Source organism: Streptomyces sp. GL_148 (assembly GCF_057834205.1).
The window spans coordinates 235,756-250,328 of the sequence record NZ_JBYQMC010000002.1 but is presented as its reverse complement, the minus strand read 5'-3'; the positions used below and the strand labels follow the sequence as shown (position 1 = coordinate 250,328).

General features: G+C 66.0%; 10 protein-coding genes and 9 pseudogenes. 9 read left to right on the top strand and 10 right to left on the bottom strand.

The window, feature by feature from the left end:
- Positions 1-382: 382 nt before the first annotated feature.
- A complete protein-coding gene (locus AC3IYI_RS40655; RefSeq protein ID WP_489412086.1) occupies positions 383-1,162 on the top strand; it encodes a transposase family protein in 780 nt (259 codons plus the stop codon).
- A gap of 536 nt (positions 1,163-1,698) precedes the next feature.
- On the opposite strand, the gene AC3IYI_RS40650 is transcribed toward AC3IYI_RS40655, so the two are convergent.
- Positions 1,699-2,037: a deaminase gene (locus AC3IYI_RS40650; protein WP_489412085.1), complete on the bottom strand. Its 339-nt coding sequence runs from the start codon at positions 2,035-2,037 to the stop codon at positions 1,699-1,701.
- A gap of 1,208 nt (positions 2,038-3,245) precedes the next feature.
- Here AC3IYI_RS40650 and AC3IYI_RS40645 point away from each other — a divergent pair.
- Together AC3IYI_RS40645 and AC3IYI_RS40640 are read left to right on the top strand one after the other, a co-directional pair.
- A pseudogene (locus AC3IYI_RS40645) lies at positions 3,246-4,010 on the top strand (IS701 family transposase); the annotation flags it as partial.
- Between the two features lie 243 nt (positions 4,011-4,253).
- A pseudogene (locus tag AC3IYI_RS40640) lies at positions 4,254-4,343 on the top strand (IS5/IS1182 family transposase); the annotation flags it as partial.
- A gap of 138 nt (positions 4,344-4,481) precedes the next feature.
- On the opposite strand, the pseudogene AC3IYI_RS40635 reads toward AC3IYI_RS40640, so the two are convergent.
- A pseudogene (locus AC3IYI_RS40635) lies at positions 4,482-4,718 on the bottom strand (transposase); the annotation flags it as partial.
- Between the two features lie 62 nt (positions 4,719-4,780).
- Between AC3IYI_RS40635 and AC3IYI_RS40630 the strand changes: the two are divergent.
- Both AC3IYI_RS40630 and AC3IYI_RS40625 read left to right on the top strand, forming a co-directional pair.
- Positions 4,781-5,035, top strand: a pseudogene (locus AC3IYI_RS40630) (transposase); the annotation flags it as partial.
- 103 nt (positions 5,036-5,138) lie between these two features.
- Positions 5,139-5,474 (top strand): IS3 family transposase, encoded by a 336-nt coding sequence (locus AC3IYI_RS40625; protein WP_489412084.1) that lies wholly within the window; start codon positions 5,139-5,141, stop codon positions 5,472-5,474.
- On the opposite strand, the gene AC3IYI_RS40620 is transcribed toward AC3IYI_RS40625, so the two are convergent.
- Positions 5,453-5,770 carry a hypothetical protein gene (locus AC3IYI_RS40620; RefSeq protein ID WP_489412083.1) on the bottom strand — a complete coding sequence of 106 codons (318 nt, stop codon included), beginning with the start codon at positions 5,768-5,770 and terminating at the stop codon, positions 5,453-5,455. The two genes, AC3IYI_RS40625 and AC3IYI_RS40620, sit on opposite strands and share 22 nt — an antisense overlap.
- Positions 5,770-6,861, bottom strand: coding sequence for an IS701 family transposase (locus AC3IYI_RS40615; protein WP_489412082.1), 1,092 nt, complete (start codon positions 6,859-6,861; stop codon positions 5,770-5,772). Before AC3IYI_RS40615 ends, AC3IYI_RS40620 begins: the two co-directional genes overlap by 1 nt.
- Positions 6,862-6,916: 55 nt before the next feature.
- Between AC3IYI_RS40615 and AC3IYI_RS40610 the strand changes: the two are divergent.
- Positions 6,917-7,186 (top strand): annotated as a pseudogene (locus tag AC3IYI_RS40610) (transposase); the annotation flags it as partial.
- Between the two features lie 8 nt (positions 7,187-7,194).
- A complete protein-coding gene (locus tag AC3IYI_RS40605; RefSeq protein ID WP_489412081.1) occupies positions 7,195-7,395 on the top strand; it encodes an integrase core domain-containing protein in 201 nt (66 codons plus the stop codon).
- Positions 7,396-8,012: 617 nt separating this feature from the next.
- Here the strand turns inward: AC3IYI_RS40605 and AC3IYI_RS40600 are convergent.
- The 5 genes and pseudogenes from AC3IYI_RS40600 to AC3IYI_RS40580 form a co-directional block, all read right to left on the bottom strand.
- Positions 8,013-8,373: pseudogene (locus AC3IYI_RS40600) on the bottom strand (family 65 glycosyl hydrolase); the annotation flags it as partial.
- Positions 8,370-9,052 (bottom strand): annotated as a pseudogene (locus AC3IYI_RS40595) (HAD family hydrolase). The pseudogenes AC3IYI_RS40595 and AC3IYI_RS40600, both read right to left, overlap by 4 nt.
- 4 nt (positions 9,053-9,056) lie before the next feature.
- On the bottom strand, positions 9,057-10,553 hold the full coding sequence (gene zwf, locus AC3IYI_RS40590) for a glucose-6-phosphate dehydrogenase (protein ID WP_489412080.1): 1,497 nt from the start codon (positions 10,551-10,553) through the stop codon (positions 9,057-9,059).
- Between the two features lie 11 nt (positions 10,554-10,564).
- Positions 10,565-11,590: a phosphogluconate dehydrogenase (NAD(+)-dependent, decarboxylating) gene (gene gnd, locus AC3IYI_RS40585; protein ID WP_489412262.1), complete on the bottom strand. Its 1,026-nt coding sequence runs from the start codon at positions 11,588-11,590 to the stop codon at positions 10,565-10,567.
- Between the two features lie 109 nt (positions 11,591-11,699).
- Positions 11,700-11,820 (bottom strand): annotated as a pseudogene (locus AC3IYI_RS40580) (DDE-type integrase/transposase/recombinase); the annotation flags it as partial.
- On the opposite strand from AC3IYI_RS40580, the pseudogene AC3IYI_RS40575 reads away from it, so the two are divergent.
- Positions 11,771-12,272, top strand: a pseudogene (locus AC3IYI_RS40575) (IS110 family transposase); the annotation flags it as partial. The pseudogenes AC3IYI_RS40580 and AC3IYI_RS40575 sit on opposite strands and share 50 nt — an antisense overlap.
- 149 nt (positions 12,273-12,421) lie before the next feature.
- Here the strand turns inward: AC3IYI_RS40575 and AC3IYI_RS40570 are convergent.
- A complete protein-coding gene (locus tag AC3IYI_RS40570) occupies positions 12,422-12,793 on the bottom strand; it encodes a hypothetical protein (protein ID WP_489412079.1) in 372 nt (123 codons plus the stop codon).
- A gap of 861 nt (positions 12,794-13,654) precedes the next feature.
- On the opposite strand from AC3IYI_RS40570, the gene AC3IYI_RS40565 reads away from it, so the two are divergent.
- Positions 13,655-14,407 (top strand): transposase family protein, encoded by a 753-nt coding sequence (locus AC3IYI_RS40565; RefSeq protein WP_489412078.1) that lies wholly within the window; start codon positions 13,655-13,657, stop codon positions 14,405-14,407.
- Positions 14,408-14,573: the final 166 nt, after the last annotated feature.

Here is a 14,573-nt window from a genome sequence, read left to right as displayed (position 1 = left end):
GGGGGCTCTGCCCGTTTCACCACCACCTCGTCACCCGATCAGTGGCCAAGTTGAAAATGCTCAATCGAACGATAGTGCACGCGCGACTCATCCGTGGCGTGACGGCGTGCCCTGACCAGCCTCAGCGTCCATCTTTGCAGCGCATGGAGACGGAGATATCACTATGCGTAGACCGGTTCCTACTCTGGTAGAGCTACTTCTCGTTTCGGTGGACGTCGCCCGAACGTCGACGACGGGTAGCCCGGCCTGCTCGAACGTTGCCCGCCGTACCCCTGGAGGCTTATTCACGGGGGTTCGTAGCCCGATTTCCTTGATCGTGAAGAGTGCCTGCTCCGTAGCCTGATGTTTGCGAAGACGTCAGATCATTACCGGGGCAGGGCCGTTGAGCTGGGACGTTACGACAGGGCTGGACAAGGATCAACTGGGCGGGCTGGTGGAACAGGTCCACCGGGCGTTGGTGGAGGATCCGGACCGGACGGTGACGCCGGGGCGGATGTGGGTGCTGGGGCTGTACAAGTCGGTGGTACTGGTGCTGTTCCTGCTGCGGCAGAACCCCGTCCAGGAGGCGGCCGCGGAGCTGTTCGGGATCTCCCAGGCCACTGTCTCCAGGCGGTGGACGACGCTACTGCCGGTGGTGGAGAAGGTCCTGGCCGGACACGTCCCGGACCCCACGGAGATCTCAGCCGGCCGCATCGTCCTGATCGACGGCACCCTGGTGACCACCTGGGACGGGGCAAGCGAGGGCACAACAATGTTCTCCGGCAAGCACAGGGACACCGGCTTCAACCTGCAGGTCGCGGCCACTTTGTCAGGGGATCTGCTCGCGGTCCCGGCGCCCGTCCCGGGCTCACGGCACGGCATGCATGCCTGGCGGCAGTCCCACTTTCCCGGGACGTTCGCCAACCGGGAGGACATCGGTGACCTGGGCTACCTCGGCTCCGGGATGCTGACCGCGAGACGCAAGCCCCCAGGCCGGGAACGGCCCGCCGGAGACAAGGTCTACAACCAGAGCATCGGCAAACTCCGCGCCGCGGTCGAGCGGGCGATCGCGCACCTGAAGGACTGGAAGATCCTCGCCACCCGCTACCGCGGCGCCCTCCAAACCTTCCCCCTCATCACCAGGACCATCACCGCCCTCGCCTTCTACAAGAAGGGCTGGTGAACCCCGTGAATAGGCCTCCTGTTACCTGCGGTCCACGTGCCGAGGGTTGACGACGAGGGGCAGAGACATCGGAGATCCGAGGCTTCGCTCCCAGAAAAACGATGTTCATCATGGGAACATCGGGGGAGAAGTGGACGTCCTCGCCGCTCGCTTAAGGCAGAACTCAAGAGCCGACCATCACGTTAAGTCCGGCGCGCTGACTCTGCGGCAGGTGGTCGAGGACTTCGACCTGACGCGATTTCGGCGAGGGACTGCGTGAAGGGGGCAAATCAATGCCGTCGAACAAGGAGGATTGACCAACGGCGAACGCGATGAACTAGCCGTGCTCCCAACGGGAATTGTAGGCGAAGGGAGAACGTGAAGGTCCTCAAGCGCGAGAAGACTTCCTTGGAGGTGGATATCTCAGTGAGCGTGCACTCGCTCTTCGAGAAACCGTAGTTCCAAACATTGAAGCCCCACTCAAGTCGTCGACCCGCAGACTCGTACGCCGGGCACAAGAGGCACGGTGCCACAGCGTTCCTGAGCAGGTTTCAAGCTCATAGCGTCATAGAGCATACGGTCATATATTCACCTGTGTAGAACACTTTCCGGATCCCTCTCGCAAGAAGGAGACTATGGCATCGTGGGCAAGGCTTAGCCAGAGCCGGCTGACCCGTGGAGTAGACGCGCGCGACATAAATATCGGCCTTCGGTGAAACTCTAGCCCTTCGGAGTACAACTTCCTCAGCATGGAAAGTTGCATGGGATGGGGCGACGAAGGGAGAATTCCTTCGTACGTTTGAGGCAATAGCCTGAATGCGACTGCCGCTGATAAGAACCGCCCCGACCCGCGTACGGCAATCAGACCGAAGAGCTTGTCGGATAGCCAGGTTCATGATGGAATTTACGCGGTGTGGAAGATTTGTGGCACGGCAAACGAGATCCATAATTCTTCATCACTTTCGGTCTTGAGATGGGTTAGCGAAGAAAGTTCAGGCGAACGTCACAGAGACTGGGTAAATTAACCGCTTGCGAGGTCTGCGGAGTCCTGCAAATGAACTTAGCTGCAAGTATCGACGGTTTACTCCACCGCCCAGAAAGCCACACCAGCTCACTCTGTGTCCATCCACAACGCCTCACGCGTGCGATTATCGTTGCTCAATCTAACGCTCTGGAATTTCCTGCGCAAAAGCGAACATAAAATGTCGAGGTGTCGGAATTAAGAACCGTCAATAGCAATGCCTGTTGTGACTTAAAAAGTCACATGCTGAGAAGTGGGCCCACGCCTGTGGAAAATCACACTAAAGAACCCGAACACGAAGTGCCGAAATCTATTGCCACATTTGCTGAAACTCCTATCTTTGCCTCACTGGCGGCAAAATGGGCAGTGTCCGGGAAATGCGTTCCGGGGCGATGTGACGCCGAGTGGAGCAGGTTGGTCAGGATTCCTGCAAGATGGTTCGACTAGCTGACCTTAATGTTCCCTGCCCTTACCGTGAAGACTTTGCTTTGGCTGGGGTGAGGCGTGCATGCAGCAGTGGATGCTGCTGAATGGCATGCCCATGGCAGCGTTTGCACCTAGAGGAAAGACAGGTTTCAGAAGCATGCCCTGCGCACACCGTGACGATACAATAGCGTCAAGTCAACACGTGCTTGCCGTAGATTACCGTGCGCAATCCTCGAGTGCGACTGGAATCCCGCCAGAAGCAACTTACTTTCTCCAGATCCAAAGCGCCCCTGCGCACAAGGCTTTCCGATTGCAACGAGGAGCCGTCTTCTTCGCAGGTGTATCCGCCACTGACGGCCCACCGCCCGACTGATCACACCCGCTTCTCTATATAAGACCTGAGGGGATGAGTCGTTTGTAGCAGCGGGGGCGGCGGTGAGGCCGAGGAATGCCAGGTCGTTGCGGGGGTGGCGTTCGTCACGGCAGCTGTAGTTCGTGAGGCATTGGACGTCGTCGCTGGTCAGCGTGGCGGGTGGGTGCCTGCGGGCAGAGGTGCGGCCACCTGCATCGTGATCGTTTGTGAAGACGAATCAAGAGGCGGTGGCCGCGCAGGCCACGGTAGTACACGCCCTGTGGGGCGAGTCCTTCGAGGCCTTGATGGGCCGGGTCGCGGGCTGTTTCCCACGCCGGGAGACGCGGCTGACCTGCCGGAACATGGTTCAGGGGCTACTGATGGTCAAGGACTCGGCGAACTGCTGGTCGCTGGCCGAGGCCATCGGCCACACCGGTCCGCACGTTCTGCAGCATTTCCTCTCCCGTGCCCGCTTCGACACCGAGGCGATACGTCGGTCGGCCGCGGCATGGACGGTGGAGCAACTCGGCTCCATGGACGTGATGCTTGTGGTGGACGAGACGGGCGACGAGAAGTCCTCCTCCGACGCGGTCGGTGCGGCCCGGCAGTACTCCGGCGCGCTGGGAGGGATCGGGTTGTGTCAGGTCGCGGTGCATCTGTCCTACGTGAGCGCCGACGGACACGCGCTGATCGGCCACCGTCTCTACCTCGGCGAGGCATGGGCTGGCGACGACGAGCGCCGTGAACTTACCGGGGTGCCCGACGAGACGGTGTTCGCCACCAAGCCGCAGCTGGCCGGCGACATGCTCAAGGACGCGTATGCCTCGGGCGTGCGCACCGCGTGGGTGGCCGCCGACGAGGTCTATGGCGGACGCGAGTTGCGCGAGGGGATCCGTAGCCTGGGCTACGGCTACGCGATCGCTGTGCCCACGAGCCACCGAGTCACCACACCGGGCGGGAAAGCCAAGGTCACCGACCTGCTGGAGCGGGTCCCCAAGAAGGCCTGGATGCGGTTGAAGACCGGCAACGGCACAAAGGGTGAGCGGCTCTACGACTGGGCGGTGATCGACGTGAACGCCGACGACACCCGCCCGGCCAGGCCGCCGGACACAGCCACGTCCTGGTCCGCCGCCACCGCCGCACCGGCACCCTCTCCTTCTACCGCACCTGGCACCCCGACCCGCAGCCGACATCCGTGCTGGTCAGCGCGGTCTGCCGCCGCTGGCGCGTCGAGGAGGACTTCCAGGGAGCCAAGGGCCTGGCCCACCTCGACACCGGCCAGGTCACCTCCTGGACCTCCTGGCATCGCTGGAGCTTGGCGACTCCCGCGGAAGCTCCGCTGCAGCACCACCCGAATCACCGCAGTCGTCCGAGCCGTCGTCGCCCTCGAACTCGCCAACTGATCAAGATGGAAAAGGCTCAGTCATCGCCCTTGCCCGACGACGCGTCAACGTTCTGTGGGCCCTTCTCCGTGACGGACGGTGCTACGAGCATGGACTCTCCGCTGCATCTGCGGTTTGACATCGTCATTACTGAGGTTTTCAGGGTGGGGTCGGTGGGTCGATGGTCAGGTCTGTGGCGGTGAGGCAGCCGTCGATCAGGTGGGGCCGGAGCTGGATTCTGCGTAACTCGCGGCGGAGTGTGCGGTCGAGGTCGTCGGGTGTGTCGAAAGCGGTGTTGGCCATCGCTCTGCGCACGAGTGACCAGACGGCCTCGACGGGATTCAGGTCGGGTGCATAGGGCGGGAGCCGGACGGTAGTGAGCCAGTCGTGCTCGGCCTCATACTGGGCTTGATCCGCTTTGACGGACATCTGAGATCAGGGGCTTGGGCCCCGGAAGGATGATGTTCATCATGGAGAGCATGGGGAAGAATAAGCCGCGTCCTCGCCGCTCGTTCACGCCGGAGTTCAAGGCCGAGATCGTCGAGCTGTGCCGGCGGGGCGCGCGCTCGGTTGGTCAGGTCGCCAGGGATTTCGAGCTGACCGAGACCGCGGCGCGGAGCTGGGTGAGGCAGGCCGAGGTCGACGCCGGCGAACGGGACGGCCTGACCAGCAGCGAACGTGAGGAACTGGCCGCGCTGCGGCGGGAGAACCGCCGGCTGCGCGAGGACGTCGACATCCTCAAGCGTGCGACGGCTTTCTTCGCGACGGAGACCCGCCTACTACGCCCGCCGCACTGGCACCCCTGGCCTCCGGGCGGTGCGGGACGCCGGGCTGACCGAACAGATCACGGCTGTTCACCAGCAGTCCCGCGGCACCTACGGTGCCCCGCGCGTTCACGCCCTCAAGCGCGAGGGCGCCGGCTGCGGACGCCGCCGGGTCGCACGGCTGATGAAGCAGGCCGGCCTGACCGGCAGGCACCGACGACGCCGGCACCGCACCACCATTCCCGACCCACATGCGTCCACCCGACCTGACCTGGTTCTCCGTGACTTCCAGCCCGATTTCTCGGCCCTCGACACCCGCTGGTGCGGGGACATCACCTATATCACCACGAGCGAGGACTGGCTCTATCACGGCAGCTGTAGTTCGTGACGGGTGAGGTTCCTGGTCATGTGGTGGCTGGTGCGGTGATGTCGTTCCAGCGGCGGTGGCAGGCTGTTGCGCGATGCTGGTGATGGACGGCTCCGTCGCGACCAGTGCAGGGCGTGGGCGGGGTCGGTGTCCTGGCGGGGTCGGGGCAGGGCGAAGGCCCGGAGCAAGGCGAGGAGTTCACGCGGGCTGACGGGCCCCATCGCCCTGTCGGCATCAGTCTCGTCGGTCTCGGGGTTGGCCCGTTGCCTCTCGTGGAGGGCGCCGATGGCCAGGAGGGCGTAGGCGAGGACGCTCATCAGGCTCCAGCGATGCCAGGAGGTCCAGGAGGTGACCTGGCCGGTGTCGAGGTGGGCCAGGCCCTTGGCTCCCTGGAAGTCCTCCTCGACGCGCCAGCGGCGGCAGACCGCGCTGACCAGCACGGATGTCGGCTGCGGGTCGGGGTGCCAGGTGCGGTAGAAGGAGAGGGTGCCGGTGCGGCGGTGGCGGCGGACCAGGACGTGGCTGTGTCCGGCGGCCTGGCCGGGCGGGTGTCGTCGGCGTTCACGTCGATCACCGCCCAGTCGTAGAGCCGCTCACCCTTTGTGCCGTTGCCGGTCTTCAACCGCATCCAGGCCTTCTTGGGGACCCGCTCCAGCAGGTCGGTGACCTTGGCTTTCCCGCCCGGTGTGGTGACTCGGTGGCTCGTGGGCACAGCGATCGCGTAGCCGTAGCCCAGGCTACGGATCCCCTCGCGCAACTCGCGTCCGCCATAGACCTCGTCGGCGGCCACCCACGCGGTGCGCACGCCCGAGGCATACGCGTCCTTGAGCATGTCGCCGGCCAGCTGCGGCTTGGTGGCGAACACCGTCTCGTCGGGCACCCCGGTAAGTTCACGGCGCTCGTCGTCGCCAGCCCATGCCTCGCCGAGGTAGAGACGGTGGCCGATCAGCGCGTGTCCGTCGGCGCTCACGTAGGACAGATGCACCGCGACCTGACACAACCCGATCCCTCCCAGCGCGCCGGAGTACTGCCGGGCCGCACCGACCGCGTCGGAGGAGGACTTCTCGTCGCCCGTCTCGTCCACCACAAGCATCACGTCCATGGAGCCGAGTTGCTCCACCGTCCATGCCGCGGCCGACCGACGTATCGCCTCGGTGTCGAAGCGGGCACGGGAGAGGAAATGCTGCAGAACGTGCGGACCGGTGTGGCCGATGGCCTCGGCCAGCGACCAGCAGTTCGCCGAGTCCTTGACCATCAGTAGCCCCTGAACCATGTTCCGGCAGGTCAGCCGCGTCTCCCGGCGTGGGAAACAGCCCGCGACCCGGCCCATCAAGGCCTCGAAGGACTCGCCCCACAGGGCGTGTACTACCGTGGCCTGCGCGGCCACCGCCTCTTGATTCGTCTTCACAAACGATCACGATGCAGGTGGCCGCACCTCTGCCCGCAGGCACCCACCCGCCACGCTGACCAGCGACGACGTCCAATGCCTCACGAACTACAGCTGCCGTGTCTATCTGGCCACCGTGATCGACATCGCCTCACGCCACGTCGTCGGCTGGGCGACAGCCGACCACCTGCGAACCGAGCTCGTCGCCAACGCACTGCGGACCGCCTGCCGAACCCGTCGGCCGACCGGTCCAGTGATCTTCCACTCCGACCGCGGCTGTCAATACACCAGCCGTGAACTCGCCGTCCTGGCACATGAGTTCGGCATCCGCCTGTCGGTCGGACGCACAGGGCAATGCTGGGACAACGCGCTCGCGGAATCGTTCTTCTCGACCCTGAAGAACGAGCTGGGGGTGACACCAACCCCTGGCCGAGCCGGGCTGCCGCACGCATCGCGATATTCGAGTGGATCGAGAGCTGGTACAACTTGCACCGGCTCCACAGCAGCCTCGGCTACCGCAGTCCCGCCGAATACGAGACCGACCTCGCCGCCTGACCACCACACCAAAGGTGTCCGTCAAAGCGGAACAAGCTCACAAGAGCCACCCCTTGGCCTTGAAACGGACCGGCTCGCAACAGTCGCGGCGGAGGCGTACCCATGGGGATCCAGCCGGGCCGCCAAGCGACTGCCCCGGGTCGCCGGGGTGACCAGCCCCACCCGGCACAGGTCCCTGACTGCGGCCAAGACGTGGCCCCCCTGCGTACTGAGCAGCGGATCCTGGATCGGTGGCCGATCTCGTTCCGGCGCCGCGAGGTGCCGGATATGGCGGTTTCGGTGAAAGTGCTTCAGAATGCCATAACGCCCACCTACTGTAAAAGTGGCAGGTCAGCAAGCCTGCTCCCCGCACCCGCGGGGGATAACCAAGCGTCGTGGACGCGGGTCGCGGCCTGCCACAACTGCTCCCCGCACCTGTTCACCGATGTGGTGGACACCATCGCCGGCATGGTTCCAGTGCAAGGCACCTCGCGGGCTCGAGGTTGGCCGGCTCGATGTCCTACTCGGTCGCGAGGAAGACATATGGGCTGATCAGCAGAGGTGCTCCCGAAGGGGGGTGTGGCGGCCCCCGCCCGGCACAGGGAGGTGGAGTGCCGGGTCGGGCCGGGTCTCAGGCTCAGGACGCCGGTATGGAAGTCCAAGACGCGCTCGTGGGCGTGCAGCTGCCCGTAGCGTAGGCCGAAGGGGTGGTCGTCGACGAGCAGCCTGATGATCTTGCCGTCGGTGACGTTGATGGTCGTCTGTCCCGACTCCGGGTACCCGTAGCCGCCCCCGGCGTAGCGGAGCAGGTGGGGCGTGGGCGCCGTTCAGGTAGCTGCCCGGCAGGCCGTGCGGCTCGCCCTCGTCGAGGTTGCATCGCCAGCCGAGGTGGCCGTTCGGCAGGGCGAACACGGATTCGCTCTGGGCTAGGACCTCCAGGTCGAGGAGGGTCTCCCGGAGCTGCCACGGCCCGGTGGCGAAGGACGAGTGCGGGATCATCGGCGGTCCAAGAGTTCGCAGTGGTCGGTGACGGCGACGTCGGCCCCGTGCTCGCGCAACGCGTCCGCCTGCCCGGAGCAGTCCACGCCGACGACGAAGCCGCCCGTCCGCCCGGCGGCCGCGCCGGCCAGGACGCCCTCGAACACGGCCTCGCTCCACAGGCCGGTACCGAAGGCGGGCGTCCAGGTACCTGTCAGGGGCGGACCTGCCGGAAAGCCCCTGCTCGGCGAGGGCCAGCCCGTCTACCAGCACGTCGCGGCAGTTGGCGCTGGACGACACCAATACCCGACGCAGGCCCGCGTCCCGGGCGGCTCGGACGTACGCCACGGATCCGTCGTACGCCTCGACGCCCTGCTCCATGCGCAGCACCAGCGTGCTCTTGCGGGTGCCCAGTCCGTTCGTCGTCTCCTGGTCGGCGTCGTCGTCCGGGGTGCCCTCGGGCAGCGTAATGCCCCGGCAGGCCAGGAAGGTGCGTACGCCGTCCTGGCCGACGTCCACGTACTCGTCGTAGTCCCGTACGGTCGAACGGGACGAACGGGACGAACGCCGAGTCGTCGCGCTCCCGCAGGTAGTCGTCGTACATCTGCTTCCAGACGGCCGCGTGGACCTTCGCGGTCCGGGTGAGCACGCCGTCGAGGTCGAACAGGCAGGTGCTGACGTGGCCCGGGAGCCCCAGCATTCCGTCACGGCCCTTCGTGTCTGTTCCGTATTTCGGGCAGGTACCAGCGGTGCGGTGCCACAAGCGTGTCGATGCCGTTGGGGCCCCAGCTCCCCCGGGTGTACGGCCGAACCGGCGGCGGCGCTTCCAACAGCGGTGCGGACAGCTCCCACAGGCGCTCGATGCCGTCCGACCGGGTGAAGAGGGACTGGTTGCCGTACATGGCCTCGAGGATGAGGTGCTCGTACCCCTCCAGGGAGTTCTCAGCGGCGAAGGAGGTGCCGTAGCCGAAGACCATCTCCGCCTCCGCCAGCCGCATCGCGACGCCCGGCTCCTTGACGAGGATGCGGGTGGTGAGGGTGCCCGGGTCGGCGAAGTCGATGACGAGGGCGTTGCCCCGCCCGTCGGCCGACGCCCTTGCGTCGAGGGGGAACATCCGCAGCACCGGCTCGCGCAGGCCGAGGGTGACCTGGTGCCGGCCCTCGGCCAGCGCCTTGCCGGTGCGCAGCTCGAACGGGACCCCGGACCAGCGCCAGTTGTCGATGCCGACGCGCAGTGCGACGAACGTCTCGGTGTCCGAGGCCGGGTCGACCCCGGGCTCGTCCCGGTAGCCGGTGTACTGGCCGCGGACAACGTCCGCCGGGTCCAGCGGCCGCATACTGCGGAAGACCTTCACCTGCTCGTCGCGCAGTGCCTGCGCTTCCAGGGCCACCGGCGGTTCCATGGCGACGAAGCCCAGGAGTTGGAAGAGGTGGGTGACGACCATGTCCCGAAAGGTGCCGGTGCCCTCAAAGAACTGGGCGCGGCCCTGAATGTCGATCTTCTCGGGCACGTCGATTTGTACGTGGCTGATGTGCTCGCGGTTCCAGATGGGCTCGAAGAGACCGTTGGCGAACCGCAGCGCGAGGATGTTGTCCACAGCCTCCTTGCCGAGGAAGTGGTCGATGCGGAACACCCGGGACTCGTCGAAGACCGCGTGGATGGTCGCGTTGAGCGCCCGCGCGGACGCCAGGTTGGTGCCGAAGGGCTTCTCGACGATGACCCGCGCGTCCCGGGCGAGGCCCGTGGCGCCGAGCATGCCGACGACGGAGGGGAACGCGACGGGTGGGACGGCGAGGTGGAAGAGTCGGCACGGCGTGCCGCCGAGGGCTTGCTCAGCCGCCCGCACCGCCTCCACCAGCGGCTCCGGTGCCTCCGGGTCCGCCGCGCCGAAGGACAGGGCGCCCGCGAACTCCTGCCACTCCGGCCCCTCGGGCGTCGTACGCCCGAACTCCGCCACGGCCTGTCGAGCGTGCGCGCGGAACTCTTCGTCGCTCAGCGCCGCGGAGGCCGGCGTGGTGCCGACAACACGGAAGCGGGACGGCATCAGCCCCGTCTTGGCGAGGTGGAACAGGCCCGGCAGCAGCTTGCGCCTGGCTAGGTCGCCGGTGGCGCCGACCAACACGAAGACGTGGTCGTCGGGGCGGGCAGGGCGGGCAGGCGCATCGTCGGACGTGTTCTCGGCAGCACCGGACGTGTTCATAGCGCGGGCCCTCACCGCTCCGTGGCCGGCTGCTTCTCAGCGTGGCCACCGAACTCGCTGCGCATCGCGGACAGCACCTTCGCTGTGAACTCGCCCAGCCCGCGGGATTCGTAGCGCTGGTAGAGGGAGGCGCTGATCACCGGAGCCGGCACGCTCTCCTCGATCGCCGCCAGTACGGTCCAGCGCCCCTCGCCGGAATCTGACACCCGGCCTGCGAAGTCGTCCAGCTTCGGGGAACGGGCCAGCGCGTCCGCGGTGAGGTCGACCAGCCAAGAGCCGACGACCGAGCCGCGCCGCCACACCTCGGCGACCTCGGCCACGTCGATCTCGTACCTGTAGGCCTCCGGGTCGGACAGCGGCGCGGTCTCGGCGTCGGCGGAACGGGCGTGCAGGCCCGCGTCGGCATGCGCGATGATGCCGAGCCCCTCGGCGATGGCGGCCATCATCCCGTACTCCACGCCGTTGTGGACCATCTTTACGAAGTGTCCGGCCCCGCTCGGCCCGCAGTGGAGGTAGCCGTGCGGCGCGGTCCCGTCGGTGCGGGTGCGGCCAGGGGTGGGCTCGGTTGTGCCGGTGCCGGGCGAGATGGTCCGGAAGACCGGGTCGAGCCTGCGCACCACGTCCGGCTCGCCACCGATCATGAGGCAGTAGCCGCGGTCGAGGCCCCAGACCCCGCCAGAGGTCCCGCAGTCGACGTAGTGGATGCCGCGCGCGGCCAGGTCCCGGGCCCGGCTGATGTCGTCACGGTAGTAAGAGTTGCCGCCGTCGATCACCGTGTCGTCCCGGTCCAGCAGTCCGGCCAGTTCGTCGAGGGTCGGCTGGACGACGCCGGCCGGGAGCATCAGCCAGATGGCACGGGGTGGTTCGAGCCGCGCAACCAGCTCCTGGAGGGAGTACGCGGGGGTCGCCCCCTCCTTTTCGAGGGCGCGTACGGCGTCGGAGGACACGTCATTGACGACGAGGCGGTGCCCGTCACGCACTAGGCGGCGCACGAGGTTGGCGCCCATCCGTCCCAGTCCGACCATGCCGAGTTGCATCGGGGCGTCAGGCACCATCGTCTTCCCCTTTCTGGCCGCCTGTGCGACAGCGCTTCGGTCATCCCACTTCCACCCACTGTGCACGCAGCCTGGGGATCCGGCATTCGGGGGAGCGGAGCTTGTCGGTGACGATCACTCTGGCACTGCCCGGTGGTGGTGAGGAGCCGGCGGAAGAACCTGCTGGCCGCAGCCTTGTCACCCCGGTTCTGGACCAGGAGGTCGAGCACGTTGCATCACGCGGCCGTGACCGGCTCCGTTGGCCGGCACCAGGCCGACCGGGAGTTCCCCGCCACCATCCGTGGCTACCGGGACCTGCCCGACTGGAGGCGCTCGCACGGTGAACTCGTAGCGGCCGGTGTGGAGGGCACCGGCGCCTACGGGGCAGAGCTGGCCAGGTTGCTCACCGCGGCCGGGGTCATGGTCATCGACGTCGGCCGCCCAGACCGCAAGACGAGGCGGATGAAGGGAAAGTCCGACCCGATCGACGCCTGCGCCGCTGCGACGGCGGTCTTGTCCGGGCGGGTGAGGTGCCCCCAAGAGCCGGGATGGCGTGGTCGAAGCAGTACGCGTGCTGCGGATCGCCCGCCGCAGCGCAATCAAGGCCCGCACCCAGGCGATGAACCAGGTCCGCAACGTGCTCGTCTCCGCGCCCGCGATGCCAGATCGACCTGGGCGAGGGATCGCCAGGGTCGTTGCGGCTTGATCACCTCGGTTTTGAAGAGGCCGATCGTGGACTCCATCAGCGCGTTGTCGTATGCGTCTCCGATCGAGGCGGCGATGCCGGCCTTCTCCAGGTGCTCGGCCAGGGTGAAGGACGTATATTGGGCGAGTTCAACCCGTCGTTGCAACACCAGGCTGTTGCAGTGAGCGTAGCTGTTCCTCGAAGACCGGCCAGCCCTGAGGAATCGGCCGACGAGCGTACGGCTGTGTGAACCGTTCAGCCCCATCAGTGGCCGACTGGTGATGCGGACTGGGAGTCTGTAGTTCGGCACGCCGGATCGCCGGGACGAAGATGCCGAGCGATGCGGCGAGCAGGCAGATCGCGCCGCAACCGATGAAGAACACCTCCGCTTCCCACAGGGCCACCGTGATGCCGACGGCCGGGAAGAGCACGGGCGCGAGGCCCCGCGTGCACAGAGTCGTGACCGAGGCGACCCGTCCGAGGTAACGGTCAGTCTCGGTCTGGACCAGGGCACCGCTCACCACAGCTACTGCGTCTTAGTCAGAAAGAAATACACGTTATTGAAACCGTCATTACTGTGAGTGCAGCTGTACCCTGCGGCAATTGCCCCCGCCGCGAGGATGCAGTTCTCGGAAAGCTGCCCGGCGGCCGACCTAGGTGCGGCAAATTCGATCATGGCAGAGCTGTCGCCCGCAGGGGCGAGGTACTGCACATCTCCCCCAATACTACCTACCTGATAAGTCCAGGATCCGTTAACCGGAACATTGAAATTGCAAGTGCTGGAGGCCTGCCCGCTAATCTGACTCGGAGGCTGAGTCACGAACCCCGTCGTATCCGAGGAGCTAAACGTTAGAGTCTGATCAGTGCAATTAAGAATCCAGACATAGAGCGGATAAGAGATGGGCGAAGTAGCCGGTGCCGGTGCCGTGGTGTGGCCAGTTCCTGCAGTGTGACCGCTACCCACCAGGTTGTCTCGGCCTCCCGCGTTGTTCCCGTTCCCAATGTTGGTGACGTTACCGGCGCCATTGTTGAAGACCACGGCGCCGGGCGGGTCCTGAAGACTCACGGCGTCCGCCAGAGCGGGCGAAGACAGCATGGTGACCGCAGTCAGGGCGCTTGCCGTCGCCAGAACCGAAAAGCGTCGCATAGATAGTCTCCGTGACTTTAAGGAAAACTCGAACCGGGTTATGGAAGAATATGCAGAAACCGCCAGCCAGCCAGCAACCATGTGGCACGCCACCAAAAATCACTCAGACGGGCCAGAGCTACTGAACCTCTTCCAACCTGACGGGTGGTTGGATCGGGGTTCCCGGTGGTGGGCATGAAGAAAGCTCCTGGTAGACGGGTTCACGACCAAGATCACCAGTCCGCCAGGAGCTCTCGTGCTTGTCTGCCCGTCCGCCATCGATCTGTCCAGCCGCACCCTGCAGCACCTCTCCGGTCTTCTCGCAGGTCACCGCCGCCGCATTGGTTCCCGCTGGCGGTGCCTCACTTGTAGCCGGCAGGCCCTGCTCGTCCTCGCTCACCTGCGCTGCGGCGACACCTACGCCCGCCTCGCGGCGGGTTTTCGGGTTGGGATCGCGACGGTCTACCGGTACATACGCGAGGCCGTCGACCTCCTGGCCGCCCTCGCGCCCACGCTCGAACAGGCCATGCAGACCGTGCGGAAGAAGGCGTACGTGATCCTCGACGGCACCGTGCTGCCGATCGACCGCATCGCCGCCGACCGGCCGTACTACTCGGGGAAGAAGAAGCATCACGGCATGAACGTGCAGGTCATCGCCGATCCGGCCGGGCGTTTGATCTGGGCATCGGACGCGCTGCCGGGGGCCACTCACGACCTGACCGCGGCCCGGACCCATGGCATTCCCGCCGCTCTCGCCACCGACGGCGTCAAGTGCTGGGCGGACAAGGCCTACCAAGGTGCGGGTCCTGCCGTCCGCGTCCCGTTCCGGGGCAAGAACCTTCGCGGCTGGCGCCGACGTCACAACCGGGACCACGCCAAGATCCGCAGCCTCGGCGAACGCGCCATGGCGACCCTCAAGTGCTGGCGACTCCTGCGGAAGCTCCGCTGCAGCACCACCCGAATCACCGCAGTCGTCCGAGCCGTCGTCGCCCTCGAACTCGCCAACTGATCAAGATGGAAAAGGCTCACTGAACTGCCTGGGCATGTCCGTCAACTGGCGCCGAGGAGTCCGCCACCACGGTGGCGGGCTCCTTCGCGTTCGACGTCAAAAAACCACCGATTGATGAGCAACATCGGTAAGCGGCTGTACACGGCCGGATCGGCTGCCCGATCAT

Bases quoted from the DNA above. Each gene is read 5' to 3' on its own strand.
- AC3IYI_RS40650 (WP_489412085.1), bottom strand. From the start codon at position 2,037: ATGAACCTGGCTATCCGACAAGCTCTTCGGTCTGATTGCCGTACGCGG.
- AC3IYI_RS40620 (WP_489412083.1), bottom strand. From the start codon at position 5,770: ATGAGCGTCCTCGCCTACGCCCTCCTGGCCATCGGCGCCCTCCACGAG.
- AC3IYI_RS40605 (WP_489412081.1), top strand. From the start codon at position 7,195: ATGCTGGGACAACGCGCTCGCGGAATCGTTCTTCTCGACCCTGAAGAA.
- zwf (WP_489412080.1), bottom strand. From the start codon at position 10,553: ATGAACACGTCCGGTGCTGCCGAGAACACGTCCGACGATGCGCCTGCC.
- gnd (WP_489412262.1), bottom strand. From the start codon at position 11,590: ATGCAACTCGGCATGGTCGGACTGGGACGGATGGGCGCCAACCTCGTG.